Origin of the sequence: Falsiroseomonas bella (assembly GCF_003173615.1) — a bacterium.
GTDB lineage: Bacteria > Pseudomonadota > Alphaproteobacteria > Acetobacterales > Acetobacteraceae > Falsiroseomonas > Falsiroseomonas bella.
The window spans coordinates 13,377-38,867 of record NZ_QGNA01000006.1 but is presented as its reverse complement, the minus strand read 5'-3'; the positions used below and the strand labels follow the sequence as shown (position 1 = coordinate 38,867).

23 protein-coding genes are annotated in these 25,491 nt (G+C 71.3%); 5 read left to right on the top strand and 18 right to left on the bottom strand.

The genetic code is table 11. The features are described from left to right. Positions 1–3: 3 nt before the first annotated feature. Both DFH01_RS23610 and DFH01_RS23605 read right to left on the bottom strand, forming a co-directional pair. Positions 4–780 carry an enoyl-CoA hydratase/isomerase family protein gene (locus DFH01_RS23610; RefSeq protein WP_109872986.1) on the bottom strand — a complete coding sequence of 259 codons (777 nt, stop codon included), beginning with the start codon at positions 778–780 and terminating at the stop codon, positions 4–6. Beyond that, positions 780–2,876: an acetate--CoA ligase family protein gene (locus DFH01_RS23605; protein ID WP_109872985.1), complete on the bottom strand. Its 2,097-nt coding sequence runs from the start codon at positions 2,874–2,876 to the stop codon at positions 780–782. Before DFH01_RS23605 ends, DFH01_RS23610 begins: the two co-directional genes overlap by 1 nt. Before the next feature lie 194 nt (positions 2,877–3,070). Between DFH01_RS23605 and DFH01_RS23600 the strand changes: the two genes are divergently transcribed. Next, complete coding sequence (locus DFH01_RS23600) at positions 3,071–4,051, top strand: tripartite tricarboxylate transporter substrate binding protein (RefSeq protein ID WP_158287876.1); 981 nt, start codon at positions 3,071–3,073, stop codon at positions 4,049–4,051. 9 nt (positions 4,052–4,060) lie between these two features. Here DFH01_RS23600 and DFH01_RS23595 read toward each other — a convergent pair whose 3' ends face one another. From DFH01_RS23595 to DFH01_RS23565, 7 genes are all read right to left on the bottom strand, one after another. After that, positions 4,061–5,020, bottom strand: coding sequence for a tripartite tricarboxylate transporter substrate binding protein (locus DFH01_RS23595; RefSeq protein WP_158287875.1), 960 nt, complete (start codon positions 5,018–5,020; stop codon positions 4,061–4,063). Further along, on the bottom strand, positions 5,017–5,745 hold the full coding sequence (locus tag DFH01_RS23590; protein ID WP_109872982.1) for a metallophosphoesterase family protein: 729 nt from the start codon (positions 5,743–5,745) through the stop codon (positions 5,017–5,019). Before DFH01_RS23590 ends, DFH01_RS23595 begins: the two co-directional genes overlap by 4 nt. Before the next feature lie 9 nt (positions 5,746–5,754). After that, entirely contained in the window at positions 5,755–6,594 is an 840-nt protein-coding gene (locus tag DFH01_RS23585; protein WP_109872981.1) for an enoyl-CoA hydratase/isomerase family protein, read from the bottom strand. A gap of 20 nt (positions 6,595–6,614) precedes the next feature. Then, positions 6,615–8,618 carry an acetate--CoA ligase family protein gene (locus tag DFH01_RS23580; protein ID WP_109872980.1) on the bottom strand — a complete coding sequence of 668 codons (2,004 nt, stop codon included), beginning with the start codon at positions 8,616–8,618 and terminating at the stop codon, positions 6,615–6,617. Further along, positions 8,615–9,547, bottom strand: coding sequence for an SMP-30/gluconolactonase/LRE family protein (locus DFH01_RS23575; RefSeq protein WP_109873205.1), 933 nt, complete (start codon positions 9,545–9,547; stop codon positions 8,615–8,617). The genes DFH01_RS23580 and DFH01_RS23575 overlap by 4 nt, the downstream gene beginning before the upstream one ends. Positions 9,548–9,552: 5 nt before the next feature. Beyond that, positions 9,553–10,821 carry an acetate--CoA ligase family protein gene (locus DFH01_RS23570; protein WP_146217132.1) on the bottom strand — a complete coding sequence of 423 codons (1,269 nt, stop codon included), beginning with the start codon at positions 10,819–10,821 and terminating at the stop codon, positions 9,553–9,555. 198 nt (positions 10,822–11,019) lie between these two features. Continuing rightward, the gene (locus tag DFH01_RS23565; protein WP_109872978.1) at positions 11,020–12,066 is read right to left on the bottom strand and encodes a LacI family DNA-binding transcriptional regulator; all 1,047 of its coding nucleotides are present in this window, start codon (positions 12,064–12,066) and stop codon (positions 11,020–11,022) included. Positions 12,067–12,168: 102 nt separating this feature from the next. Between DFH01_RS23565 and DFH01_RS23560 the strand changes: the two genes are divergently transcribed. Genes DFH01_RS23560 through DFH01_RS23545 form a run of 4 tightly spaced genes read left to right on the top strand, consistent with a single transcriptional unit; the run spans position 12,169 to position 16,056 of the window. After that, a complete protein-coding gene (locus tag DFH01_RS23560) occupies positions 12,169–13,068 on the top strand; it encodes an SMP-30/gluconolactonase/LRE family protein (RefSeq protein WP_109872977.1) in 900 nt (299 codons plus the stop codon). Positions 13,069–13,108: 40 nt separating this feature from the next. Continuing rightward, positions 13,109–14,062 (top strand): Bug family tripartite tricarboxylate transporter substrate binding protein, encoded by a 954-nt coding sequence (locus DFH01_RS23555; RefSeq protein WP_158287874.1) that lies wholly within the window; start codon positions 13,109–13,111, stop codon positions 14,060–14,062. Next, complete coding sequence (locus tag DFH01_RS23550) at positions 14,062–14,556, top strand: tripartite tricarboxylate transporter TctB family protein (RefSeq protein WP_109872975.1); 495 nt, start codon at positions 14,062–14,064, stop codon at positions 14,554–14,556. The genes DFH01_RS23555 and DFH01_RS23550 overlap by 1 nt, the downstream gene beginning before the upstream one ends. A gap of 6 nt (positions 14,557–14,562) precedes the next feature. Continuing rightward, positions 14,563–16,056, top strand: a complete 1,494-nt coding sequence (locus tag DFH01_RS23545; protein ID WP_109872974.1) for a tripartite tricarboxylate transporter permease — start codon at positions 14,563–14,565, stop codon at positions 16,054–16,056. Between the two features lie 2 nt (positions 16,057–16,058). Here DFH01_RS23545 and DFH01_RS23540 read toward each other — a convergent pair whose 3' ends face one another. The 9 genes from DFH01_RS23540 to DFH01_RS23495 form a co-directional block, all read right to left on the bottom strand. Next, positions 16,059–16,877 carry an ABC transporter permease gene (locus DFH01_RS23540; RefSeq protein WP_109872973.1) on the bottom strand — a complete coding sequence of 273 codons (819 nt, stop codon included), beginning with the start codon at positions 16,875–16,877 and terminating at the stop codon, positions 16,059–16,061. A gap of 2 nt (positions 16,878–16,879) precedes the next feature. Continuing rightward, complete coding sequence (locus tag DFH01_RS23535; protein WP_158287873.1) at positions 16,880–17,833, bottom strand: ABC transporter permease; 954 nt, start codon at positions 17,831–17,833, stop codon at positions 16,880–16,882. Beyond that, positions 17,827–18,798 (bottom strand): ABC transporter ATP-binding protein, encoded by a 972-nt coding sequence (locus DFH01_RS23530; RefSeq protein ID WP_109872971.1) that lies wholly within the window; start codon positions 18,796–18,798, stop codon positions 17,827–17,829. The genes DFH01_RS23535 and DFH01_RS23530 overlap by 7 nt, the downstream gene beginning before the upstream one ends. Next, entirely contained in the window at positions 18,795–19,781 is a 987-nt protein-coding gene (locus tag DFH01_RS23525) for an ABC transporter ATP-binding protein (protein WP_199231378.1), read from the bottom strand. The genes DFH01_RS23530 and DFH01_RS23525 overlap by 4 nt, the downstream gene beginning before the upstream one ends. A 5-nt stretch (positions 19,782–19,786) precedes the next feature. Beyond that, positions 19,787–21,331 carry an ABC transporter substrate-binding protein gene (locus tag DFH01_RS23520; protein WP_109872969.1) on the bottom strand — a complete coding sequence of 515 codons (1,545 nt, stop codon included), beginning with the start codon at positions 21,329–21,331 and terminating at the stop codon, positions 19,787–19,789. 727 nt (positions 21,332–22,058) lie between these two features. Beyond that, the gene (locus DFH01_RS23510) at positions 22,059–22,394 is read right to left on the bottom strand and encodes a hypothetical protein (RefSeq protein ID WP_109872967.1); all 336 of its coding nucleotides are present in this window, start codon (positions 22,392–22,394) and stop codon (positions 22,059–22,061) included. Then, positions 22,391–23,254 (bottom strand): hypothetical protein, encoded by an 864-nt coding sequence (locus DFH01_RS27935; protein WP_146217131.1) that lies wholly within the window; start codon positions 23,252–23,254, stop codon positions 22,391–22,393. Before DFH01_RS27935 ends, DFH01_RS23510 begins: the two co-directional genes overlap by 4 nt. 26 nt (positions 23,255–23,280) lie before the next feature. After that, positions 23,281–24,276, bottom strand: coding sequence for a hypothetical protein (locus tag DFH01_RS23500; protein WP_109872965.1), 996 nt, complete (start codon positions 24,274–24,276; stop codon positions 23,281–23,283). A 222-nt stretch (positions 24,277–24,498) separates the two neighbouring features. Continuing rightward, the gene (locus DFH01_RS23495) at positions 24,499–25,488 is read right to left on the bottom strand and encodes an alcohol dehydrogenase catalytic domain-containing protein (RefSeq protein WP_109872964.1); all 990 of its coding nucleotides are present in this window, start codon (positions 25,486–25,488) and stop codon (positions 24,499–24,501) included. Positions 25,489–25,491 lie beyond the last annotated feature (3 nt).

Sequence of the window (25,491 nt, the reverse complement as noted above, 5' to 3'; positions counted from 1 at the left end):
GCCTCAGCGCCCGCCGAAATCCGGCTTGCGCTTCTCGAAGAAGGCACGCCGGGCTTCCTCGGCGTCGGCGGAGCGGCTGAGCTCGGTCGTGTAGCCCTGCTCGAGGCGGAACCCCTCGCGCAGGCCGAGCGCCTCCACCGTGCCGAAGGAGGCGCGGATGCGCCGCACCGCCGTCGGGCTCTTCGCGGCGATGGTGGCGGCCAGGGCGATCGCGGCCGGCAGCAGTTCGGCGGCCGGCAGCACGCTCTCGACCGCACCGAGGCGATGCAGCTCGGCGGCCGGCACGCGCTCGCCCGTGAGCATCATCCGGCGCAGCTTGGCGGGCGGCAGGATGCGCTGCAGGAAGCTTGCGCCGCCGCCCTGGCCGACATCGATCTCCGGCATGGCGAAATAGGCATCCTCGCTGGCGAGGATGGTGTCGCAGCAGGCGGCGAGCACGAAGCCGGCGCCGAGGGCGCCGCCCTGCACCGCGCAGACGACCGGCTTGGCGATGTCGAGCAGCGTGAAGAAGGCATCGCGGGTCACGCGGTCGGCGCGCATCAGATCACCCGGCTTCGCGCCGAGCGCCTGCTTCTCCCGGATGTCGGCGCCGGCGCAGAAGATCCGGCCCGCGGCGGTCAGCACGATGCAGCGCACGTCGTCGCGCTCGTGCAGCTCCTCCAGCAGGGCGACGAAGGCCTCGCGCGTCGGCCGGTCCAGCGCGTTCACCGGCGGCCTGTCCAGGGTGAGGACCGCGACGAAGGGCGCGGGAAATTCCAGGCGGAGATGCGGCGTGGACATCAGGCCCTCTCGATCACCAGCAGCCCGTCCAGGGCGACGACGCCTTCGTGCGACCAGGCGACCGGGTTCACCTCAAAGACGAAGCGCTGCCACGGCGCCGCCGCGGCCAGCTGCGAGAAGCGCGCGACGAAGTCGGCAAGCGGCGCAAGCTCCGCGCCCGGTGCGAGCTTCGCCGCGCGGCTGAGCAGGCGCAGCCGCCCGAGCAGTGCCGCCGCGCCCTCCGCGTCGACCGGCGCGCGGGCGAGCGCGACATCGTCCAGCGCCTCGGTCAGCGTGCCGCCCGCGCCGACCGAGACGACCGGTCCGAAGACCGGATCGCGGAAGGCGGAGACGAGCACTTCCGCCCCGCCGCGCCGCATGCGCTGCACGTAGAGGCCATCGAGCGTGACGGCCGCTTCCGCCGCGCGCGCGCGCAGGCTTCCCTCGGCTGCCGCGACCTCGGTCTCGTCACGCAGGTCGAGTGCGAGCAGGCCGGCCGCGGCGCGATGCGTCACCTGCGCCGAGATGCCCTTCAGCGCCACCGGGAAGCCGATGTCGCGCGCGACGGCGGCGGCGCTACCCGGTGCGGTGGCCAGCCGCCCTTCCGGCACGGGCAGCCCCGCTGCCGCGAGGATGGCGTGGCAGGCGTGCTCCGGGACGATCTGGCCGTCCAGGGCCGGCGGCAGCAGGCCCGTCCAGTCGAAGCCCCGCGGCGCGACCGGCGCCGGCCCGTCGCCCGATTGCGCAAGGGCGGACAGCAGCGCGACCACGCGGCCGTAGTCGAGGAAGACATGGGCGCCCGCGGCACGCAGGTGCTCCACCGCGCCCGGCGGCGCCAGCGGCCAGGCGAGGCAGACCGGCTTCGGCGATCTTGCGCGGAACCGCGCCAGCTCCGCGGCCACCTCCGCGCCACGCTGCGCCATCGGGCCGAACTGCACATAAAGAACGTCGAGCGATGCATCCGCGGCGATCGCGTCGAGCGTCGCGCCGAAGCGCGCCAGGCTCTCCGGCTGCGTGTACACCTGCGGCGTCAGGTCGAAGGGATTCCCGAGCGCGGCGAGCGTCGGCGCCATGTGGCGCAGCGCCTGCCGCGTGGCCGCACTCGGCGGCGGCGTAGCGAGACCGGCGCGCGCGCATTGGTCCGCCGTCACCACGCCGCTGCCGCCGCCGGTGGTGACGATGCCGATGCGCGGACCGGCCAGCCGGGCCCGCTCGCCCTCGCTGGCCAGGAACAGCACGGCATCCAGAAGCTCCTCGAGGCCATGCACCTGGATCGCGCCCTGCTCGTGCAGCACGGCATGCCAGACGCGCCCCTCCCCCGCCAGCGCGCCGGTATGCGCCGCGACCGCCGCCGCGCTCGCCTCGCTCATCCCGCCCTTGAGCACGACGACGGGCTTGCCCGCCGCTCGCGCTTCGCCGAGCGCGGCCAGGAACGCCGCACCGTCGCGCACGCCTTCCAGGTAGATCGCGATCACCCGCGTGCCTTCGTCGCGCGCGAGCGCGCGGATGTAGTCGGCCAGGGTGAGCACCGCCTCGTTGCCGCTGCTGATCACCAGGCGGAAGCCGAAGCCGGACTGCTGCGCCAGGGTGTGGCACATGGTCGAAAGTCCGCCGCTCTGGCTCACCATGGAGATGACGCCTGGCAGCAGCCTGTCCGTGCCGACCAGTGCGGAGGAGAAGGTCGCGGCCATCCCCGTCGCGCAATTGACAATGCCGAGGCAGTTCGGGCCGGCCAGCAGGAAGCCGGTCTCGCGGCAGATGGCGCCGACCTCCTCCTGCAGGGCCGTGCCGGCCTCCCCCGCCTCGGCGAAGCCGCCGGCCCAGGCGATGCCGTGGTGGATCCCGGCCGCCGCGCAGTCGCGCAGCAGCGCCGGGATGGTTGGCGCAGCCGTGGTGATCAGGGCGAGGTCCGGCGCCCGCGGCAAGGCAGCGACGGAGTCGAAGCAGCGCATCCCGGCCACGCTGTCGCGCCGTGGATTCACCGGCAGGATCGGGCCGCCGAAGCCGAACTTGCGCAGCAGGCCGATCGCCGTCGCGCCCAGGTTGCCGGGCTGGTCGGACGCGCCGATGACCGCGATCGAGCGCGCGAAGAGCAGCGGAGCGAGGTCGCGCTCCATCCCGCTTCCGGTCGTTGATCGCACCCGCTGGTTCCAGGCTGGTTGAATGCATTCAGGATAGGCAGGCCCGCGCCGGTGCGGCAAGCCGTTCCTCGCGAAAACTGCTTGCGCCGGGCTCCCGCAACACCTAGCGTTGAAAGCATTCAGCCGGCGGGTCACCGAAATGCTCGCCGTGAAGGGGGAAGGTCATGTCCATGAGCCGCAGGGCTGCTCTCGCAGCCATGGCGCTGTCCCTTGCATCCGGGGCGACCCCGACGGCCTTCGCGCAGACGCAGCCGGCCTTCCCGCAGCGCGGCCGCCCGATCATCCTGATCGTTCCCTACGCCCCCGGCGGCGTCACCGACACGGCCGGGCGCCTGATGGCGGTCGCGCTGGAGCGCGAGCTCGGCACGCCGGTGCAGGTGGTCAACAAGGCCGGCGCCGCCTCGCAGATCGGACTGACCGAACTGGTCCGCTCGCGCCCGGATGGCTACACGCTGTCCTATGCCGTGCTGCCGACGGTCGTCACCCACTACACCGAGACACCGCGCACACCGCCCTATACGCGCGAGAGCTTCCAGCCGATCGGCAACCACCACTTCTCGCCGCAGACCATCGCTGTGCGCGCCGACAGCCCGCACCGCACGCTGCGCGACCTGGTGGAGGCCGCGCGCGCCAGGCCGGATACGCTATCCTTCAGCACCAGCGGCCAGATGGCCGTGCCGCACACCCAGGTGCTGATGCTGGAACAGGTCGCGGGCGTGAAGTTCATCTCGGTGCACTACACCGGCGGCGCGCCCTCGGTGAACGCGCTCCTTGGCGGCCATGTGGATGCGTTCACCGGCGGCACCGCGGATTCCCTGCCGCACTACCGCAGCGGCGCCTGGCGGGTGCTCGGCGTCGCCGCGATGGAGCGCGACAGCTCCATGCCGGACGTGCCGACGCTGCGCGAGCAGGGCTATGACGTGATCGCAGCCTCCGCCACCGGCATCGTCGCGCCGGCGGGCACGCCCATCCCCGTCGTGCAGGCGCTCAGCGGCGCGATGCAGCGCGTGGTGGAAAGCCCCGAGCACCGCCGCCAGCTGCTCGACTTCTCGCTGGTGCCGGCCTTCATGGATCCGGAGGCCTATACCCAGTTCTGGATCGACACCGAACGGCGGATGGCGCCCGTCCTGCGGACCATCCGCCCGAACTGATGCCGCGGCTCAGCCGCGCGCCAGGGCCGCCATGATGGGGCGCATGCGCGCCTCGTCCCGCTCCCAATAGGCGGCATACTCGGCCGGGCCTTTCCAGTCCGGCACCAGGCCGAAGCGGCGCATCGCCTGGTCGTAGGCCGGCGCGGCCATCACCGCGCGGACAGCCTCCGCCACGCGCGCCACCGCCTCATCCGGCGTGCCGGCCGGGGCGAGGATGCCGCCCGCCGAGGCGACGACCACGTCCAGCCCCTGCTCGCGCAGCGTCGGCACGCCCGGCAACAGCGGATCGCGCTGCTCCCCCGTGGTGCCGAGAACGCGGAACTGCCCTTCCGTCATCGGCCCCAGCACGTCGCTGCCGCCGCCGGCGAGCACGTCCACATGGCCCCCGAGCAGCGCCGTGACCGATGGCGCGCCGCCGTTGAAGTGGATGGAGTTGAAGCGCACGCCGGCCGCCATCTGCAGCATCAGCACGCCGAGATGCGGGGTGGCCATCAGCCCGCTGTCGCTGACGCTGATCGCCTCCGGCCGCGCGCGCGCCGCCTCGACCAGGTCGGCGATGCTGCGCCACGGGCTCGCGCTGCGCACCGCGAAGGAGACGGGCGAGATGTGGTGCAGCGCCACGGTGCGGAAGTCCGCCCGCGTATAGGGCGCGCGGCGGGACGGATCGAGGTAGTGGGTGATCAGCGTCGGCAGCACGGCGAAGGTGAGCGTCAGACCATCCGGCCGGCTGCGCAGGAACTCCGTGATGCCGATCTGCGATCCGGCGCCCGGTCGGTTCAGCACCTGCACGCCGGTCGAGAGCTCGCGCTCCAGCCCGGCCGCGATCATCCGCGCGGCCGTGTCCACGCCACCACCGGGGGCGTAGGGCACGATGATCGTGATGGCGCGGCCCGCCGGCCAGCTCTGCGCCGCGGCGAGGCGCGGAACGGCAAGCAGGGGCGCGGCAAGCAGGACACGACGCGTGGTCATGGACATCCTCCCTCTGCGATGCGCAGGCGTTCGCGCCGCACGGCGACGCCCTCCGGCGCGAGCGTGACGAGTTGCACGGTGCCGGCCATGTCCGGCGAGCCGCTGTAATGCGCCTCGACCTCCGGTGGCCCGACGCGCACGGCGCGGTCCCAGTGGCCGAGTGCGACATAGTCCGCCCGCGCCGCGCGCAGCGCCTCGTCGGCGATGCGCCAGGCACGGTGCGACTGCCAGCGCCATTCCTCCGCGGGCACATAGTGTCCATGCGCCACGGCCACCTGCCAGCGCGTACGACGTGGCGGCGGCGGGCCGAGCGGGTCCAGCGCATCCGCCCCCTCATGAGCCCGGCCCCAGATCTCCAGACCCAGGTCATCGAACAGCGCCGTCCCGGCATTCACGCCGAGCACCGTCACCTGCGGCAGCCCGAGCAGGCCGGCGCGGCGGAACAGGCAATCGGGTAGCGCCGCGTCGTGGTTGCCAGGCAGCAGCACGACGGGCAGCGACGCGGCGGCGATCAGGGCCGTCGCCCGGGACAGCATCGCATCGCCGACCCGCGCATGGTCGAAGGTGTCGCCGGCGAGCAGCACCAGATCCGCCCGCACCGCGCGCGCCGTGTCCAGCACCGCCGCGAGCCCCGCAATGCCCGCGGCGGCCTGCCGCGGCGGCGCGTGCGGCCCGGCATCCTCCACATGCAGGTCGGAGCTGTGGACGAGCCGGACCGCGCGCATGGCGGGCTGCTACCTGCCCTTCCAGTTCGGCTTGCGCTTCTCGCGGAAGGCGCGCGGGCCCTCGGCGCCGTCCTCGCTCTCCGCGGTCTGCCGGTCCAGCGCCCGCTGATAGTCCACCAGCGCGTCGGGGAAGGCGGAGGCGAGGCGATAGATGCGCACCGCCGCCTGCGTCGGCAGCGGCGCCCCGCGGCAGACCATGGCGGCGATCTCCTCCGCGGCTTCCATCAGCCGGGCGCGCGGCACGACGCGGTTCACGATGCCGTATTGCAGGCATTCCTGCGCGGTCAGCCGGCCATTCGCCAGTGTCATGTAGGCGGCCACGGCGCGTGGGATGCCGAAATAGAGGTTCTGCGGCGAGCCCAGCCGGCCCACCAGCGTGTGCGTGTCGCTGATCCAGGCTTCCTCCGCCATCACGCGCAGCTGCCCGGCAAGCGCCAGGCTGAGCCCCACGCCCACCGCAAGGCCGTTGATGGCGGAGATCACGGGCTTGTCGAGATTGACCGCGCTCGGCAGGCCGCCGCCGCCCCAGTGGTAGTTCGGGTTCGTCGGGTCCTCATGCGGCGTGCGCTTGCCTTCCGCCTGGTGCGCGGCGAGGAACTTCACGTCCCGCCCCGCCGAGAAGGCCTCCCCGGTGCCGGTGACGATCGCGCAGTAGATCTCGGGATCGAGGCCGATGTCGCGCCAGCATGCGCGCAGCTCCTGATAGGCGTAGGTATGCAACGCGTTGCGCACCTCGGGCCTGTTGATGGTCACGTAGGCAACGCGGCCCTTCTTCTCGTAGAGGACGTATTTCAGGTCCTTCGGCGCCATCGTGGCGTGGTCGTATCGCGTTTCGTATTGCGGTGGCATCGAGCGATCTCCTGACGATCTCAAGGGGCGGTGAGCAGCAGCAGGCCATCCACGGCGATGGCATCGGCGGCGCGCCACTTCACCGGGTTCACCTCCAGCTCGAAGGCGGCCCAGGGGATGGCGGCGGCCAGGCGGGAGAAATGCGCGATGAAGCGGGCAAGCGGCGCCGCATCCGGCGCATCATCGCCCAGCGCGCGGACCAGGCGAAGCCGCGCGATCAGCGCCCGCGCGGCATCCGCATCCAGCGGCGCGCGGGCGATCGCGACGTCGTCCAGCAACTCGGTCGCGGTGCCGCCGGCGCCGCAGGTGACCATCACGCCGAACATCGGATCGCGGAAAGCGGCGACGATCACCTCGACGCCGCCCTGCTCCATGCGCTGCACATAGGCGCCTTCGAAGGGCACGCCGAGCGTCGCGGCGCGTTCGGCCAGCGCATGCCATGCCGCAGCGGCCTCCGCCGCGCTGCCGATGCCGAGCCGCAGCAGACCGGCCGCTGCGCGATGTGTCACCGCCGCCGAGATCCCCTTCATCGCCACCGTCCCGCCGATGACGGCGAAGGCGGCGGCGGCGTCCTCGGGCGAATGGGCGATGCGGCCTTGCGCAACGGGCAGCCCGCCGGCCGCGAGCAGGCGGTGGCAGTCATGCTCGGAGACGACAAGACCCGCGCGCCCTTGCGGCAGTGCCGCCGCCCAGTCGAAGCCGAGCGGCGCCGGGCGCGCGACCGCGTCGGCCGGCGGCGCGCGCAGCACGCGCGCAAGGGCTTCCGCGCCACGCGCCGGTGTCGGGATGACGCAGAGACCATCGCGCGCGAGCGCCGCACGCGTCTCCGGCGCGACCTCCAGCGCCGCCGCGGCCCGCACCGCGCCCGTGGCGTGCAGCCGCGCGAGCGTCGCGAGAGCGACCTGCGTCTCCGCTGGCTCACCCAGGCCGAGCGCGTCCTCGAAGAGCAACGCGTCAGCCGATCCGGCAGCCTCGCGCAGCATCGCGGCGGAGGGCGGACCGTCAAGGACACGGGGCGCGCCACCCGCAAGCTCCAGGCCTTCGCCCTGCAGCAGCGAGGCGGCGACCCCCGCTGTCTCGGGCGCGGCCGAAACCACGGCCACCCGCCGCCCGCCGGGCCGGACTCCCGCCGCCAGCAGCAGCGAGACATCCAGCAGCTCCCGGCCGCTGCGCACCAGGATCGCGCCGTGCTCCTCCAGCACCGCGCGCCAGACGCGGAAGGCACCCGTCAGCGCGCCGGTATGCGCCTGCGCGGCGCGCGCGCTGGCCTCCGCGGCGCCCGCCTTCAGGATCACCAGCGGCTTGCCCGCATCGCGCAGCCGCGCCAGTGCGTCGAGGAAGTCGGCGCCGTCCTGCAAGCCTTCCAGATAGGCGGCGACGACCCGCGTCGCGTCGTCCTCCGCCAGCATGCGCAGATAGTCCGGGAAGCGCAGCACCGCCTCATTGCCCGAGCTGATCATGCAGCGCAGGCCGAAGCCGGCCTGCTGCGCCTGGCTGAGCAGGTGGATGGCCGTGCCGCCGCTCTGGCTGACGATCGCGATGCTGCCCGGCACCAGGCGGTCCACCTTCAGCAGCGGCGTGGCGAAGGTGGCTGCCAGCGGCACATGCGTGTCGATGATGCCGAGCGTGTTCGGCCCGCAGAGGGAGAAGCCATGCGCATCGCAAAGGGCGGCGAGCGAAGCCTGGCGCGCCACGCCCTCGCCGCCCACCTCGGCGAAGCCCGCGGCCCACAGGATGCCATGGCGGATGCCGGCCTCGATGCAGCTCTTCACCGCTTCCTCCGCCGCGGCGGCCGAGACGGCGAGGATGGCGAGGTCCGGCACCTCCGGCAGCGCGGCGGGAGCGGCGTGGCAGGGCAGGCCGGCGACGCTGTCACGCCGCGGATTCACCACATGGATGCGGCCGCGGTAGCCGTATTTGCGCTGGTAGTCGATCACCCGCGCGCCGAGATTGCCCGGCGTGTCCGACGCGCCGATGACGACGATGCTCTCCGGCGCGAGCAGAGGGTTGCGCGCGGCGCTCATGCAGGCGCGCGGTGCGAATACATGGCGCGTCCCGCGACCGGCACGCGCGCCCGCAGGATGCAGCCCTGCTCGGACTCCGTGATGTAGAGGTCGCGCAGGTCGGGGCCGCCATAGGCGATGTTCGTCGTGCGGATGCCGGCCGGCGAGAGGATGCGGGCCGCAGGCTGACCGAGCCGGTCGAACAGCCACACCGTCGCGAGGCCCGAATGCGCCACGGCGAGGCCGCCCTCATCGTCGACCGCCAGCCCATCGGGTCCGGCCAGGCCGCCGGACAGCTGCAGGAAGGTTCCCCAGTGATGATGTCGCTGTCCTTGCGCATCGGGCTGCAGCGAAATGCGGATCACGGACAGCGGGCGTGTCAGCGCGACGAACAGCGTTTCCTGCCCGGCCGACAGCACCAGCCCGTTCGGATAGGGCAGCCCGTCGCAGACAAGGGTGATCGCGCCGTCCGGCGTCATGCGATAGACGCGCCCATCGGGGCGGCGCTGCGAACTGTGGCCCGGATCGGTGAAGTAGAGATCACCATTGTCGGCGAAGCAGAGATCGTTGAGGCCGACGAAGGGCTTGCCGTCGAAGCCTTCCGCCACGGTGCTGCGCCGCCCGCTCGCCGGATCGAAGGCGACCACCCCCTCCTTCCGGCAGACCACGAAGATGCGGCCGTCGCGGTGGATCTTCAGCCCGTTCGGCCCGCCCCCGTAGTCGGCGAAGACCTCCCACGCGCCTCCGGCCGAGACGCGGAAGATGCGGCCGTGGTTGAGGTCTGTGCAGTAGAAGTTGCCCGCCCTGTCGAAGGCGGGCCCTTCGAGGAAGGAATGCAGCGGCCCAGCGCCGCGCGCGCGGCTCCAATCGGTGTGGCGCCCTTCGATGCGCAGCGCATCGGGCAGCCGCGTGAATAGCTCGGCCTGGATGACGAGCGGTGCGGCGAACATCGTCGTCAGCACTCCTCCGGTGCGAGGGAAAGCCGCGCATCCGGCACGCGCGGCGCACCGGCGCCGGCGAGCACCGGATCGAGCCGCAGCCTGAAGCGCGGCCAGGGCGCGCCGGCGACAAGGCGCGAGAAGCCAGCAACCGCCCGTGCCAGGGCGGGCCGGTCCAGCGAGGGCTCCAGGCGCGCCACCTGCGCGACCGCCCGGCTGCGTTCCAGCAGCGCAAGCGCCGCGTCGTCATCGAGCGGCGCGGGCGCGATCACCTGCTCCTCGAGCACGCGTCCCGCAACGCCGCCTGCGCCCAGCGCGACCAGCGCGCCGAAGCCGTCCTCGCGCCAGCCGGAAAGAGCCAGCGGCAACACGCGGCCGTCCGCCGCGACGCTTTCCGGCGTGCAGGCGAAGCCGGCTTCCGCCAGCCGCGCCGACAGATCGCGCGCCTTCCACGGCGCCGCGATGCCGCCGGAACGCATCAAGGACGGCGCAAGGCGCGCGCGTGCCACGAGCTTGCCCAGGGTTGCCGCCGCCGCGGCGATGTCGGCGATCGGGGCGACACCGAAGCGCGCGAAGACCGGCAGCATCGCCGGTGGCGTGCCGGCCGCGATCAGCACCGGCTTCGGCGCGCGCGCATGGAACTCCGCCAGCAGCTGCGCCGCCACAGCCTCGCCGCGCGGCGCGTTGAAGGTGGTCGGCAGGAAGATGGCGTCCACGCCCGGATCATCGGCGACGATATCGAGGATGCGCGGAAAGCGGTCATAGGTCTTCTCGTTGAAGGCCTCCGGCGTCAGGTCCACCGGATTGGCGGTGGATGCGATGGCCGGCACGAGCGGCGCCAGGGTGGCACGGGTCGCCTCCGACAGCGGCGGCACCTCCAGCCCGGCGGCGCCGCAGAGATCGGCCGCGATCACGCCGCCGCCGCCGCCGCCCGTCATGATGGCGACGCGCGGGCCGGCGGGCAGGCCGGTGCGCGCGAGGCTCGCCGCGAACAGGGCCGTGTCGAGCAGTTCGCGATGCGCAGCGACCAGGATCGCGCCCTCCGCCGCAAGCAGCATCCGCCCCGACTGCGACACGCTGCCGTCAGCCGGAAGCAGCACCACGATGCGTCCAGCCCGCCGCGCCGCGCCGAGCGCCGCGCAGAGCGCCGCCCCGTCGCATGACACCTCCTGCACCAGGGCAAGAATGCGGGCGGAGCTTTCGAGCGCGGCGGACAGCAGCGCGGCCGCGTCGGGCCCCGTGCGTGTGGCGATGGGCAGCGATCGGTTCGCGGCGATGCGCCGCATCGCTTCTGCCGTGTGGAGTGAACCGGCGAGAAGCAGGACGGGCGGGTCGCCGGACGCGGTCACCCAGGCTGCTTCGCCGCTGACATCGCCTTGCATGGCGCGTCCTGTCCCTTCCACACGGCCCGCTTCCGGCAGGCTCGTCGGGTCGCTCCATGGACCCTTAAACGTTTCAAAGCGTGCCGCGCGGCAGGGGCGCTGTCAACGCCGCGCTGGCGCCTGGCCCAGGGACTCGGCCACGCGCAGCTCCGGCTCCAGCGCCAGCCGCCGCACGCGCGGACGCACGCCCTGCATGCGCGCCAGCAGCAGCTCCCAGGCCCGGCACGCCACCTCGCTCGCCGGCGGGCGGATGGCGGAAAGCCGGGGCGTCGCCATCTCCGACCATGGCGGCTCGTCCACCGCGATCAACGAGACATCCTCCGGGCAACGCAGGCCGAGCGCGGCCAGCGCGCGCACCACCTGCTCCACGCCCTGCGTGTTGGTCGCGAGCAGCGCAGTCGGCCGCTTCGGCCCCCGCATCGCCGTGGCGAGCTGCTCCAGGAAGGTCGCCGCGTTCTCCGAACGCTCGATGATCTCGAGCGAGGCGCGCGGCACCTCGGCCAGACCCTGTCGCAGCCCCTCGATCCGGTGGCGCGAGATCAGCAGCCGGGGATTGGCCGAGACGAAGGCGAGGCGGCGATGGCCGCGGGCGAGGAGCTCGGCCGCAGCCCGCCGCATCGCCGCGCGCACGTCGACGCGCACCTGGTCGAAGCGCGCATCCTCGATCGGGCGGTCGAGGATCACGGTCGGCACCGCGGCACGGGCCAGGCGATCCAGCGTGGCCCCGGGCTCCCAGCTCGGCAGCAGCAGCAGGCCGCCAATGTCGAAGCGCAGCAGCGTCTCCACGCGGTGCAGTTCCGTATCGCTGTCCTGGCGGCTGAAGACGTGCAGGATGTCGTAGCCGGCCTCCGCCGCGAGCCCCTCGAAGGCCTCCGACAGCGCCACGAAATAGCCGAAGGCGGCGTGCGGCATGCACAGCCCGATCAGGGTGGCGCGGTTCCGCCTGAGGCTCTGCGCCAGCAGGTTGGGCACGTAGCCCAGGTCCCGCACCGCGCGCATCACGCGCTCGCGCCGCTCGGCGCTGACATCGCGCGAGCCGTTCAGCACATGGGACACCGTGCCGGTGGAGACGCCCGCCTCGCGCGCGACGTCCGTGATGGTCGGCCGCGGCCGCCGGCGGGGCGCGTCCCGGGACGCATCGGATGACATGGCAACAAGCTAGCCGAATCCCCGCCGCTCTCCAACGCACCGGCTTGCCGCCACGCCGGGCGGTGACTAGCGTCCAGGCGTGCAACCGGCGGAGCACGTCCGATGGCGCCCGTTGAGGTTCGTGTCGCGAGCGCCGTCCGCGCGACGGTGGGCGAGGCGCCGCTCTGGTGCGCCGCCGGGCAGGCGCTCTACTGGATCGATGGGCATCGTCGCGTCGTCTTCCGCCTGCGGGACGGCGTGACCGAGGAGCGCGAACTGCCCTTCCGCCCCTCCTGCCTGGTGCCGGATGGGCAAGGCGGGCTGGTCGTCGGCTACAAGAAGGGGCTCGGCCGCTTCGAGTTCGAGAGCGGGCGCGCCGAGCAATGGCCGCTGTCCGGCGTGGATTTCAGCGACGTCAGCTTCAACGACGGCGCATGCGACGCCGCGGGGCGGTTGTGGATCGGCACCCGCCACGCGGGCGGCCATGCCCCCGTGGCGGCGCTCTACAGCATCGGTCCCGATCTGCGTCCGGTTTGCCGGCGGCGCGGCCTCGTCGTCTCGAACGGCATCGCCTTCAGCCCGGATGGACGACGCGTGTACCACGCCGATTCACGGCCGGGCCGCGTGGATGCCTACGACCTCGACCCGGCCACCGGCATGCTGGGCGCGCCGCAATGCCTGATCGACTACACCGGCAACGGCTTCAGGCCGGATGGCTGCACGGTGGACGAGGAAGGCTTCCTCTGGGTGGCTGAGATCGAGGGCTGGCGGATCGCGCGCTACGCACCCGACGGGCAGCTGGACCGCGCCATCGCCCTGCCCGTCGCCAAGCCGAGCAGCCTGGCCTTTGGCGGCCCCGGTCTGCGCACCCTCTTCGTCACGACGATCTCATACGGCCTCGATGCCGCGGCGCTGGCGGCGCAACCCGCCGCCGGATGCCTTCTGGCGCTGGAGCCAGGCGTGGCAGGCCTGCCGGAGCACGCGTTCCGCGCGGATCTTGTAAACGTTTCAATGGGTGGCTAGCCTTCCCCCGCCGGGAATGACGACATGGGAGGAAAGCCGCATGTCCGCCATCACGCGTCGCAGCCTTGTCATCGCCGGCGGCACGGTCCTCGCCGCGCCCGCCCTCGCGCAGAACGCCGACTGGCCGAGCAAGGAGATCCGCCTGATCGTCTCCGTCGCTCCTGGCGGCGGCGCGGACCTCGTGGCGCGCCAGGTCGCGCGCGTCATCGCGCAGGACACGGGCGGCACGGTGGTCGTGCGGAACATCGTCGGCGGCAGCGGCCTGACCGGGATGGCGGAAATGGCGAGCAGCCCGCCCGACGGCTACACGCTCTCGCTGGTGAACATCGGCTCGCTGCTGGTCCTGCCGCACATCATGCAGGTGCCCTTCAGCTGGGACGACCTCGCCTTCCTCGGCGGCATCTCGCAGAACTACTATGGCGTCGCCGTCGCGGCGAACTCGCCCTGGCAGACCTTCGGCGACATGATCGCCACCGGCAAGACGCGCCGCATCACCTATGCCTGCGCCACCATCATGAACGGCGTCGCGCTGGTGCAGGCCGGCAACCAGTCGGGCGCGCGGTTCCGGCTGGTGAACACGCAGACCGACGCCGAGGCCATCACCCAGACGGTCGGCGGCTTCGTGGACATCGCCATGACCTCCTCCACGGTGCTGCTGCCGATGCTGCAGTCGCAGAGGCTGAAGCTGCTGGCGGTGACGCCGGCGCGCTGGCCGAACATGCCCGACATCCCGACCGTGAAGGAGGCCGGCTACAATGGCGAGACGGTGGTGCCGCTCGGCTTCGCCTGCCCCGCCGGCGTGCCCGCGCCGATCCGCGCGCGCTTCGAGGCCGCGATCCTGAAGGCGGCGCGCGACCCCGCGACCGTGGAGATGCTGACGCGCACCATCAACATGCCGAAGCCGATGACCGGCGCGGAGTTCCGCCACGCGCTGTTCTCCCAGGCCCCCACCATCGAGGCGATGCTCGCCGAGGCCGGGATGAAGCGGCGATAGTGTCGCGCTTCCTTCGCTCGGAGCGGCTGCCCTACATCGCCGCGGCGGCGGTGGCACTGCTGCTGCTCTCGCAGGCGATGCGCCTCGAGGATTTCGGGCCATTCGGCCCGGGCGCCGGCATCTTCCCGCAGATCACGGCGGGGCTGGCGGCGGCGCTCGCGCTTGCGCTGGTGCTCGTCCCCGCGCTGGGCCGCGACGCAGCGGCGCCGGGAGCGGCGGAGGAGCCCGTCGGCCCCGAGGAACGCCGCACCTTCCACCTCTACATCGCCGGCCTGGTGCTCATGGTGGTCGGCTCCGCCTTCCTCGGCTTCGCGGTCACGGCGATCCTGCTCGCGCTGCTGATCGCCTGGCTCGCGGAGCGCCGGCCCTTCCATTCCGCCCTGCTCTTCGGCCTGGCCGGCGCTGTCGTCGGCACGATCGGTCTCGGCCACTACATGGAGATCGAGATGCCTTACGCGGCGGTGGATTCCCTGCTTCGCTCGCTCGTGCGGTAGGGCGTCATGGAGCAGTTGCTGCACGGCTTCGCCGTGGTGATGACGCCGGCGAACCTGTTCTTCTGCCTGGTCGGCACGCTGCTCGGCACGATCGTCGGCATCATCCCCGGCCTCGGCCCGCTGACCACCATCGCGATCCTGCTGCCGGTGACCTACAAGCTGGACGTCACCTCGGCGCTGATCATGCTGTCGGGGATCTACTACGGCGTCGCCTATGGCGGCACCGCGACCTCCGTGCTGCTGCGCATCCCTGGCGAGGCGTCGTCCGTCGTCACCTGCATCGACGGCTACGCGATGGCGCGCAAGGGCCGCGCGGGTGCGGCGCTGACCATCGCCGCGGTCGGTTCCTTCGTCGCGGGCACTGTCGGCACGATCGGCATCTCCTATCTCTCGCCGCCCCTGGCGGAGCTGGTCTTCGCCTTCGGGCCGGCGGAATACGCGGCGCTGATGCTCGCGGGCCTGGCGGCGGTGACCTACTTCTCCTCCGGCTCGCTGCTGAAGTCGCTGCTGATGGCGGCCTTCGGCCTCGTGCTGGGCTGCGTCGGGAAGGATCCGATGACGCTGGAGCCGCGCCTGACCTTCGGCTTGACCGGGCTGCTGGACGGCATCGAGCTGCCGGCGCTCGCCATCGGCCTGTTCGGCCTCTCCGAGATCCTGCTGCTCGCGCGGCGTTCGCAGAGCTCGCTGAAGATGATCGCGCCGCCGCGCTCGCTGCTCGGCTTTCTTCCTAACCGGGAGGAGACACGCCGTTCGGTCGCGCCGGTCGCACGCGGCACGGTGCTCGGCTTCCTCGTCGGCGTGCTGCCGGGCGGCGGCGCGGTGATCGCATCCTTCCTTTCCTATGCGCTGGAGAAGAAGTTCGCGAAGCAGCCGGAGGAGTTCGGCCGGGGCGCGGTGGAGGGTTTGGCAGGGCCGGAGACCGCGAACAACGCCGCCTCCTCCGGGTCGCTGCTGCCGCTGCTCTGCATGGGGCTTCCGGCCAACGCCACCACGGCCGTGCTGCTGAACGCCTTCATCCTGCATGGCGTCGCCCCGGGGCCGGCGATGATGACCCAGCAGCCGGAGATCTTCTGGGGCCTGATCGCCAGCATGTATGTCGGCAACGTCATGCTGCTGGTGCTGAACCTGCCGCTGATCGGGCTGATGATCCGCATCCTGGACGTCCCGCGCGCCTATCTCGGGCCGATCATCCTGCTGTTCTGCATGATCGGCGTGTATTCCTCGGTCGGCGACGCATCCGGCGTGCTGATCGCCGTGGTCTTCGGCTTTGTCGGCTACTACCTGCGCCAGCACGGCTTCAACCTGGGCATGCTGATCCTGGCCTTCGTGCTCGGCCCGATCCTTGAACGCTCGGTGCGGCAGGCGCTGAACATCTCCGATGGCGAGTTCGGCGTCTTCGTCGCCAGCCCGATCTCGATCACGCTGCTCTGCCTCGCCGCCGCGATCCTGCTGCTCGGCCTCTGGCCGCGACGGCCGGTGGTGAATACCGAGGACGATTGACGCTATCGCGGATCGAGCCAGCGCCGGGCCGTCTCGCCGAGGCTGTTGAAGGCGAGCGCGGTCAGCAGCAGAGCGACGCCGGGCGCGATCATGAGGTCCGGCGCGCGTTCCAGGTAGAGCAGGGCGCGGGCCAGCATGCCGCCCCAGCTTGCCTGTGGCGGCTGCACGCCGAGGCCGAGAAAGCTCAGGCTGGCCTCCGCCAGAAGTGCCGTGCCCAGAAGCAGGCCCGCCTGCACGATGACCGGCGTCACGGCATTGGGCAGCACATGCCGTGTCAGCAGCCACCATGCCCCCGCCCCCGCGGCCCGCGCCGCGTCCACGTAGAGCTCCTGCTTCACCGCCAGGGTGCGCGCGCGGGCCAGCCGCGCGAAGCCCGGCGAGAAGGCGATGCCAATGGCGATGACCGCATTCGTCAGGCTGGTGCCGAGCACCGCCGCGATGCCGACCGCGAGCAGGATGGTCGGGAAGGAAAGCAGGGCATCGATCCCGCGGCTGATCGCCGCATCCACCCAGCCGCCGAGATAGCCGGCGATCAGCCCGAACGGCAGCCCGATCAGCATGCCGAGCGCGACCGCGCCGATGGAGGAGAACAGCGACGGCGCCGCGCCATGGAGCAGGCGGCTCAGCACGTCGCGGCCGAGGTCGTCGGTGCCGAGCCAATGCGTTGCGCTTGGTGGCTGCAGGACGCCGAGCAGGTCCACCTTCAGCGGATCGTGCGGCGAGATCCAGGGGGCGGCGAGCGCCGCGGCGATCAGCAGCCCCAGCCACAACATCCCCGCCGCGGCCCCGGGATCGCGCAGTATCAGGAGGAGCCGACGCATGCTCACTCCACTCGGGGATCGAGCACGGCGTAGAGCAGGTCCACCACCAGGTTCACCAGGAACACCAGCACCGCCAGCATCAGGATGATGCCCTGCACGACGAAGTAGTCCTTGTTGATCGCCGCCTGGATCAGCGCGCTTCCCGTGCCGGGAATGGCGAAGACCGTCTCGGTCAGCAGCGTGCCGCCGATCTTGCCGCTGAACACGAGCCCGACCACGGTGAGGAGCGTGACGCCGACATTCTTCAGCCCATGCCGCCACAGGATCGCGGCGGGGGAGAGCCCCTTGGCCCGCAGCGTGCGCACGAAGGGCGAGGCCAGCACCTCGATCATGGCGGCACGGAGCTGGCGCGTGATCTGCGCGATGCCGCTGATCGAGAGCGCGATCGCCGGCAGCGTCGCGGTCCAGATGGCGCCGAGCGGATCCTCGAGGAAGCGCACCGCTCCCGTCGCCGGAAACAGCTGCCAGTCCAGCGCCAGCACCGAGACCATGAGCATCGCCAGCCAGAAATAGGGCAGCGCATCGGCGATCGTCGCGACGCCCGTGGCGACCCGGTCCACAAGGCTGCCGCGCCGCGCCGCCGCCGCGATGCCGAGCACCGACCCCACCACGAAGGCGATGACCATCGCGTAGCAGACGATCAGCAGCGTGTTCGGCAGGCGGTTCAGGATCAGGTCCATCACCGGCTCCCGCGACTGCAGGGACAGGCCGAGATCGCCCCGCAGCAATTGCCCGACCCAGGAAAGGTACTGTTCCCAGATCGGGCGATCAAAGCCGTAGAGCTGGCGGATCTCGGCGATGCTCTCCTCGGTCGGGAACTCGCCCGCCAGCAGCAGCGCCGGGTCGCCCGGGCCGATATGCAGGATGAGGAACGAGACGAGGGAGACCAGGATCAGCGTCGGCACGGCCTGTGCCACCCGGTGGCGGATCACGCGGCTGCGACGGCGCGTCAGCATGCCGCCCCCTCCACCAGATGGCACGCGACGCGATGTCCCGGCGCGACCTGGCGCCATGCCGGCTCCGCCGCGGCGCAACGCGGCTCCGCGACCGGGCAACGCGTGCGGAAGCGGCAGCCGGAGGGCGGGTCCACCGGGCTCGGGATCTCGCCCTGCAGCGGCATGCGCGCTCCGGTGACCAGGCGGGATGGCAGCGCGACAGGCTCGGCCGCGAGCAGCGCCCGGGTGTAGGGATGCCGCGCCGCCTGCTCCAGCGTCGCCGCCGGCGCGACCTCCACGAAGCGGCCGAGATACATCACGGCGAGGCGGTCGCTCACATGCATCGCCACCGCAAGATCATGCGTGATGATAACGTAGGTCAGGCCGAACTCCGCCTGCAGGTCGAGGTAGAGGTTGAGGATGTCGGCCTGGATCGAGACATCCAGTGCCGAGGTCGCCTCGTCCGCCACCAGTAGCCGCGGGCGGCGCACGAGGGCGCGGGCGATGTTCACACGCTGCTTCTGGCCGCCCGAGAGCTCATGGGGGAAGCGGGCGGCCTGGGCCTGATCGAGCCCGACGCGCGCCAGCATCGCGAGGGCGCGCGCCGTCCGTTCGGCCGGCGATCCCTCGCCTGCGATGTCCAGCGGCTCGCGCACGCTGTCCAGGATGCGGCGGCGCGGGTTCAGGGCGGCGTGCGGATCCTGGAAGATGATCTGCATGGCATGGCGCCGCCGGCGCAGCTGCGGCGCCGGCAGGGCGAAAAGATCCTCGCCCGCGAGTTCCACGCGGCCGGCGTCCGGCCGCAGCAGCGCCACGATGGCGCGACCCAGCGTGGACTTGCCCGAGCCGGATTCCCCGATGATGCCGAGCGTCTCGCCTTCCGCCACATCGAAGCTGACGCCATCCACGGCCTTCAGGGTGTCCCCGCTGTCGCGCAGGGGAAATGCCACGCGCAGGTCCTGCACCCGCAGCAGCGGCGCGCTCATGGCACCGCCCCCGGCAGGTCGAGCGCCGCCGCGCGATGGCAGCGCACGGCACGACCTTCCAGCGGCAACAGCGGCTGCGGCGCCTCGCAGCCCGTCGTCCGGTGGGCGCAGCGCGGCGCGAAGCGGCAGCCGGACGGCATGGCGCCGGGCGCGGGCGCCCGCCCGCCAATGGAGGGCAGCCGCGCGCGGTGCGGCGCGAAGCGCGGATGCGACCGCAGCAGGCCCGATGCGTAGGGATGCAGCGGCCGCTCCAGCAGGGCGTCCACCGGCGCATCCTCCACCACCTGCCCAGCATACATCGCCACGACGCGGGAACAGCACTCGCGCACCACGCCGATATTGTGCGAGACGAGCAGCAGCGCGGTGCCGCGTGCGGAGACCTGGCGCAGCAGCAGATCGATGATCTGGGCCTGGATGGTGACATCCAGCGCCGTGGTCGGTTCGTCGGCCACCAGCAGGCGGGGCTCGCAGGCCAGCGCGATGGCGATCATCACGCGCTGGCGCATGCCACCGGAGAGCTGGTGCGGATAATCCTCGGCACGCCGCGCCGGCAGCGGGATACCGACTTCGGCAAGCGCCTCCACGGCCCTCGCCTTCGCCGCGACAGGCGACAGGCCGGTATGCGCGCGCAGCGTCTCGGCGATCTGCTCGCCCACGGTGAAGACCGGGTCCAGGGCCGTCATCGGCTCCTGGAAGATCATGCTGATGCGCCGGCCGCGCAGGCGACGCAGCGCGCGCTCCGGCAGGCTCAGGATGTCCTCGCCTTCCAGCCGCACGCGGCCGGCGGCGCGGAACAGCTCCCGCGGGAGCAAGCCGAGCAGCGCGAGCCCGGTCAGGGTCTTGCCGGCGCCGCTCTCCCCGACCAGCCCCACCGCCTCGCCGGGCGCGATGGCGAAGGAGACGTCCTCCACCACCGTCAGCCAGCTGCGCCCGGCGCGCAGGGCAAGCTCCAGACCCTCGACCTGCAGAAGCGGCACGGCCACGCCGGTCAGGCGGCGAGCCAGACCTGCTCGAAGCGCGGCCTGCCAGCAAGGTTGGTCACGTAGTTGCGCACGCGGCGCGACAGCGCCGTGATCTCCGGCTCGAAGGCGAGCGGCAGGGTCAGCGCGAACTCGCGCTCCAGCCGCAGCACCCGCGCCATGGCGACGCGGCGCTCGTCCAGCGATTCGACGGTGCGGCTCGCGGCGATCGCCTCGATCAGCTCGGGCGAGGGCACCGCGCGACCGATGTTGAAGGCGGAGCTCGGATGCAGGAGAAGCTGGTAGGTCAGCGCCGGGTCCGGCCGCCCCGTCCAGTTCGCCAGGCGGATGTCACCGACGCCGTCCCGCCAGGTCTGCAGCGTGGCGGTGAGGGTGCCGGTGGTGCTGGTGAGCTTCACCCCGACACGGTCCAGGAAGGCGCTGAGGATCTCGATGCGTTGCGCGTTGAGCTGGTTGGAGGCGTAGCTGGCGTTGATGGTGAGCTGGCCGGGACCGAAGCCGGCCTCCGCGATCAGCCGTTTCGCGCGGTCGGGATCGTAGGGGTATTTCGACGCCGCCTCCGCGTCATAGGCCCAGAGCCCTTTCGGCACATGCAGGTCCGCCGGCGCACCCACGCCGCCGAGCACCACGCGCGCATAGGCGACGCGGTCGATCGCGAAGTTCAGCGCCTGCCGCAGCCGGATGTCGTTCAGCGGCGGCTTGGAGAAGTTGATGTAGCATTGCTGCAGGCGGAAGGTGTCCTGCACGCTGACGGTCACGTCGCTGGCACGCCGCAGGCCCGGTATCTGCTGGGCATCCGCGTTCAGGCTGATGTGGTTCTGCCCGGCGCGGACGGAGCGCAGCCCCGTGGTGGTGTCCGTGATGATCGGCATGACGATGCCATCCAGCAGCGGCTCGCCCGGCTTCCAGTAGCGCGGGTTGCGCTGCACCACGATCTCCGCGGCGTCGGTCCAGCGAACGAACTGCATGGCGCCGGTGCCGACAGGGTTGCGGCCGTAGTTCTCCCCGCGCTCGGCCAGCGCCTTCGGCGAGGACATCATGCCCGCCCGGTCCGTGAAGATCATCGGCAGGGTGGTGTCGGGCTGGCGCAGCTTCAGCACGACGACGTGCGGCGCGGCCACCTCCACTTCGGCGACTGAGGCGATGTCGGCCCGCACGGTGGAGCGCGGGTTGGTCATCATGTGGGCGAAGTTCGCCTTGACCGCCGCTGCGTCGAAGGTCTCGCCGTCATGGAAGGTCACGCCCTGGCGCAGTTCCAGCACAAGCTGCGTCGGCGATTCGAAGCGCCACGCCGTTGCCAGCGAAGGACGCGGCGCCAACGTCGCCGGGTCGTAGTCCACCAGGCGGTCATAGAGCGTGGAGAGCACCGCATGGTCGCCGCCCTGCCCGCCGACATGCGGATCGAGGCTGGACGGGTTGGCGTCGATCACCGCCCGCAGCGTGCCGCCGCGGCGCGCTTCCTGTGCCGCAGCGCCCGACACAAGGCCACCGGCGAGCAGACTGGCCAGCGTGGCACGACGGCCGAGGCGCGTTGCTCCGAAGGCAGTGCTCATCACGTCTCCTCCTGCTTGCGTCGGAGCCCTGCCGACCCCGCTTTGAACGATGCCATGCGGTGGCGCGACACGAAGAGCCGTCAACGGCCGATCATGTCCCGGAGCACCGGGCCCACCGTCTCGTCGTAGCGTGCCGGGATGCCGCGTCGTCGCCGGCGCCCATGACGTCCGGCGTGATGCCGGACCCGATCAGCGCCCACCGCCAGGCGTTGCGCCGGGGGAGGCGGCGATCGGCCGGGGAGCGGATGCGGCTCCGGCCCTCTGCGCGTGCCGCGATGTCACTGTGCGCACCGGCTCGCATCGGCGGCATCACGATCGAAGACAGGCCATGGAGAGCCGCGGGCATCAGCGGCCCCTGGCCTGTCGCCGGCAACACCCTCCTCACCGTTCCCCCGATTGAATCGTTTTCTGCAGGGAGCCTACCGCAGCCGCGGGGCGGCCGGCAACCGCGACCTTGAGCACGACGACACGGCGTCGCTAACGCCCGATGCCGATGCCGCCACCGCCCGGTCACGCTCCGGCTGCGCTCATGCGTGCGACCGCCACGCGCCAGCGTCGCCGCCGCGGCTGACTGCAGCGCTGGCCGAGACGGAGGTCCCGCGTCGGTCGCACGTGACGCGCGGCCCAACAGGCGCAGAGGGCCCCGTCGGTGACGGCGGCAGGGCCTGCTCCCTCTGCCCGAGGGCAGAACCAAGTCGTGTCGTCGAGGACGCGCGGGCGAGCGGCCTCAGTCGCGCCCCGCCTTCGGGCTCGTCCGCATGTTCTTGCCCGCCTCGATCAGCGCATCGCAGTAGTCGAAGCTGGTGTTCTTCCGCTTCATCAGGCGGAAGCCATTACCAGGCAGCTGCCGCCATCGCCAGCCGACGCCGACCACGGGGGCGACGGCCCGGATGATGTCTCTCTTCAGCTGGTCATCGACTTTCTGGCCCGCCGGCGAGGAACCGAGCTTGCCCAACAACTCCGTCGCGCCGTCCGGCAGCTTCTCGTGGTCGGTGTCTTCGACCCGTGCGCCGGTCTCATCGAAGACGCGGAGGTGGATCCGCTTGTCCTTCCTGGCGATCACGACGAGAGACTGCCCCCCTCCGCAATCGTGCCGTCCGTCTGGAGAAGCAGGTCGAAATCCAGCCATTGCGTCAGACGGGCTGCATCGAAATTGCCGGTCCAGAGTTCGCCGGACAGGCCGAGCACCGCGGTCACGTCGTGGTCCGAGCAGGCGTTGAGATCGTTGAGGCCGTTCGACCACCAGCCGGACGCCTCGGGCAAGGGCCGGGGCTCGCCAGGGTTGCCCATCCTGTCTGCGGGCAGGGTCACCACCTGCCAGAGCTTGTCGGGGGCCGCTGCGCCGTTCGACGTGGCTGCCGCGATCAGGTCCTTGTGCGTGCCGCGCCAAGCCGCGCGATGGGTGTACACATACACGAAGTTGCGCGTGACGGAGATGCGGAATGGGGTGTTCCCGAAGCGCTGGGATGGGACGCTGCAACCCGGCGGAAGCGGCACGCCATAAAGCATTTCCTTGCTGGGCGGTCCGTCTCGCCTCAATTCCGGTATCCTGATGCAGGACAGGTGATACTGCGTTCCCGCGCCCTCCTGTTCCTTGCGGACAAGATAGATATAGCTGAAATCCGTGGAGAATACAGTCGATCCACCATAGCCGCGGACCATGACGACGCCGGGGGGGACGTTCGTCGGTTTCCACCAGTTATTGCGAAACCCATTTTCCGATCCGTTCGGCAATTCGCTGCGCGTGTAGAAGCGACTGCGGCGCTCGCTCCACGCGTTCACGATGAGCACCGGCAGGTCGCCCGTGCAGAACGGGTTCGGCCTCGTCACGCAGGCCAGCAGCAGATCATTGTCCGGCGTCGCCCAGGGCCAGAGACACACATCGACACAACCTGTCGCGCCGTGGTTTTCGAGGACGTGCACCTCAAGCCCTGCGCGCGTCGACCCGGTTACCAGGGGCTGTTCCCCGGCGGGACCACCCGCCCAGATCCGACCGTTGCGCCGACTGACCGCGACGGACTGGGCGTACTGCGACAGGTGGGGTTCCCAGCCACCATTCGCTCTCTCGGGCATTCCGGCGTTTTTTTGTAGTACCAACCATGCCTCATGATATCGATCAAGTAGTATTCCCCGCAGCCCGCGACGGTGTCTCTCATCGCGCCGAAGTTGCGTTCGACGTGGCCGCCATACACCTGCATGTAGGCCAGCATCGGCGCCCGCTCCTCGGGCTTGAGCTTGAGCATGATGGTGTTGAGGAGCGCGATCACCTGGATGGTCGCCTCGGCATAGCCGATGAAGACCTCTTCCCATTTCTCGGTGCCCTGATTGGCTTTCGTCTGAAGCCAGGCGCTCGTCTTCGCCAGTGCGAAATGCGAGATGCCGGTGGTGTTGTCCTTCTCGTCGGCCCAGCTCCGCGTGCCATCCGCCAGGGTTTCCAGCGCTGCCAGGGAGAGACTGAACGAGTCCCGCGCGGCCTGGACATCGTTGGCGGCGTCCTCCGCGTTCAGCTCCCGCAGCCGGCGTTCGAGCTTGTCCAGCTCGTCCTCGCGATGCTCGGCCGTCGCGTTCAGGATCATCGAGATGACGGAGAGCAGTCCGCTGACCAAGGTGCCGGCTGCCACGCCCGCTGGTCCCAAGGCGCCCATCAACGCGCTGAAGCCGGCGAACACGCCAAGGACGCTCGCAGCCTGCTCCTGCGGGCTGCTCTCCGCATTGTTGAAGACATTCGTCGCGGAAATGATGGATTGTGTCGTCGTGGAGACCGTGTATCCCAGGAAACTCGCCACGGTTGCATTCGAGGAAACCTGGTTGACAAGCTGAGTGCTCAGGTTATCGGCGTCTCCTGTCAATATTTTCTGGATCTCCAGCCGCCTTTCGCGGGGAAATCGCTGCTCGAACCAACTTGTTTCTACGAGCCTGGCTCCCTGCTGACCAAGGTCGTTCATTTGACCGAAAGTCAAATTTCCACTCATCTTGGCACACCCCCAATATTTGGTGCCGATCTTGTCGGCCTGTCACATGACAGGATGGCGGGCTTTGTTTCGGGTGCCAAGTTTTTTCACGCGCTTCGCGCAAGCGCCGTAGCAGCCGTGCCTGCTGCCGCCGAATTCCGACAGATGACCCTCGCTGACGGCTGCGAGGCAAGCAGCCGGCTCGCGCCGCGCCCGCTAAGGCACCAGCACGACCTTCGCCGCGGCGACGGCGCCCGCGTCGATGTCGGCGACGGCGCGCGCGCCTTCGGCCAGCGGCCGCGCCTCGAGCCACTCCAGCGCGCCGAGACGGCCCGCGACCAGCAGGCCGACGACGGTGCGGAACTCCTCCGGCGTGTAGCAATAGGTGCCGGTGAAGGTGATCTCCTGCAGCGTAAGACGGCGGATATCGAGGCCCTCGGCGCCGGGCAGCAGGCCGGCATGGACGATCACCCCGCCGGGGCGCGCCAGGCGGCAGGCGCTCGCGCGCGTGACTGCCGCACCCACGGCATCCACGACCAGGTCGCAGGACGAATCCTCGGGGCCGTGCTCCGGTGCGCGGCTGAGCGCGATGCCGGCGCGCTCCGCGGTCGCGCGCCGCGCAGCGTTCGGCTCGACCAGCCACACCTCGCCCGCGCCCGCCTGCACCAGCACCAGCGCGGCCGCGAGCCCGATCGCGCCGCCACCGAGCACGACGCAGCGCGAAGCGGGCAATGGCCGGCCCAGCAGCCGCGCGCCGTGATGCACCGCGTGGTAGGAGACGGCGATCGGCTCGGCGAGCGCGGCCTTCGCGGCCGGCATCGCCTCCGGGATCTCGACCAGGTTCTCCTCCGGCGCGCGCACCAGTTCGGCGAAGGCGCCGGGACGCGGCGGCATGGAGAGGATCTCGCGCCGCGGAGAGAGATGCGGCCGACCCTCGCGCGCAAAGGGGCAGTCCGCCGGTACGACGAGCGGGTTGACCGCGACGCGCTTGCCCGCGAGGCGTCCCGTCAGCACGCGCCCCGCCGCCTCGTGCCCGAGGATGATCGGCGTCGGCCGCCGCGCATCATGACCGTGGATGGCGTGCATGTCGGAGCCGCAGATGCCGACCGCCTCGACGCGGATGATCGCCTCGCCCGGCGCGGGCGCGGGGTCCGGCTCGTCGCGGTGGATCAGGGTGTTCGGCGCGATCTGGACGAGCGCTTTCACGGA

Excerpts from the sequence above, each read along its gene's own strand:
- DFH01_RS23610 (WP_109872986.1), bottom strand. The coding sequence starts at position 780 with ATGTCCACGCCGCATCTCCGCCTGGAATTTCCCGCGCCCTTCGTCGCG.
- DFH01_RS23605 (WP_109872985.1), bottom strand. The coding sequence starts at position 2,876 with ATGGAGCGCGACCTCGCTCCGCTGCTCTTCGCGCGCTCGATCGCGGTC.
- DFH01_RS23600 (WP_158287876.1), top strand. The coding sequence starts at position 3,071 with ATGAGCCGCAGGGCTGCTCTCGCAGCCATGGCGCTGTCCCTTGCATCC.
- DFH01_RS23595 (WP_158287875.1), bottom strand. The coding sequence starts at position 5,020 with ATGACCACGCGTCGTGTCCTGCTTGCCGCGCCCCTGCTTGCCGTTCCG.
- DFH01_RS23590 (WP_109872982.1), bottom strand. The coding sequence starts at position 5,745 with ATGCGCGCGGTCCGGCTCGTCCACAGCTCCGACCTGCATGTGGAGGAT.
- DFH01_RS23585 (WP_109872981.1), bottom strand. The coding sequence starts at position 6,594 with ATGCCACCGCAATACGAAACGCGATACGACCACGCCACGATGGCGCCG.
- DFH01_RS23580 (WP_109872980.1), bottom strand. The coding sequence starts at position 8,618 with ATGAGCGCCGCGCGCAACCCTCTGCTCGCGCCGGAGAGCATCGTCGTC.
- DFH01_RS23575 (WP_109873205.1), bottom strand. The coding sequence starts at position 9,547 with ATGTTCGCCGCACCGCTCGTCATCCAGGCCGAGCTATTCACGCGGCTG.
- DFH01_RS23570 (WP_146217132.1), bottom strand. The coding sequence starts at position 10,821 with ATGCGGCGCATCGCCGCGAACCGATCGCTGCCCATCGCCACACGCACG.
- DFH01_RS23565 (WP_109872978.1), bottom strand. The coding sequence starts at position 12,066 with ATGTCATCCGATGCGTCCCGGGACGCGCCCCGCCGGCGGCCGCGGCCG.
- DFH01_RS23560 (WP_109872977.1), top strand. The coding sequence starts at position 12,169 with ATGGCGCCCGTTGAGGTTCGTGTCGCGAGCGCCGTCCGCGCGACGGTG.
- DFH01_RS23555 (WP_158287874.1), top strand. The coding sequence starts at position 13,109 with ATGTCCGCCATCACGCGTCGCAGCCTTGTCATCGCCGGCGGCACGGTC.
- DFH01_RS23545 (WP_109872974.1), top strand. The coding sequence starts at position 14,563 with ATGGAGCAGTTGCTGCACGGCTTCGCCGTGGTGATGACGCCGGCGAAC.
- DFH01_RS23540 (WP_109872973.1), bottom strand. The coding sequence starts at position 16,877 with ATGCGTCGGCTCCTCCTGATACTGCGCGATCCCGGGGCCGCGGCGGGG.
- DFH01_RS23535 (WP_158287873.1), bottom strand. The coding sequence starts at position 17,833 with ATGCTGACGCGCCGTCGCAGCCGCGTGATCCGCCACCGGGTGGCACAG.
- DFH01_RS23530 (WP_109872971.1), bottom strand. The coding sequence starts at position 18,798 with ATGAGCGCGCCGCTGCTGCGGGTGCAGGACCTGCGCGTGGCATTTCCC.
- DFH01_RS23520 (WP_109872969.1), bottom strand. The coding sequence starts at position 21,331 with ATGAGCACTGCCTTCGGAGCAACGCGCCTCGGCCGTCGTGCCACGCTG.
- DFH01_RS23500 (WP_109872965.1), bottom strand. The coding sequence starts at position 24,276 with ATGAACGACCTTGGTCAGCAGGGAGCCAGGCTCGTAGAAACAAGTTGG.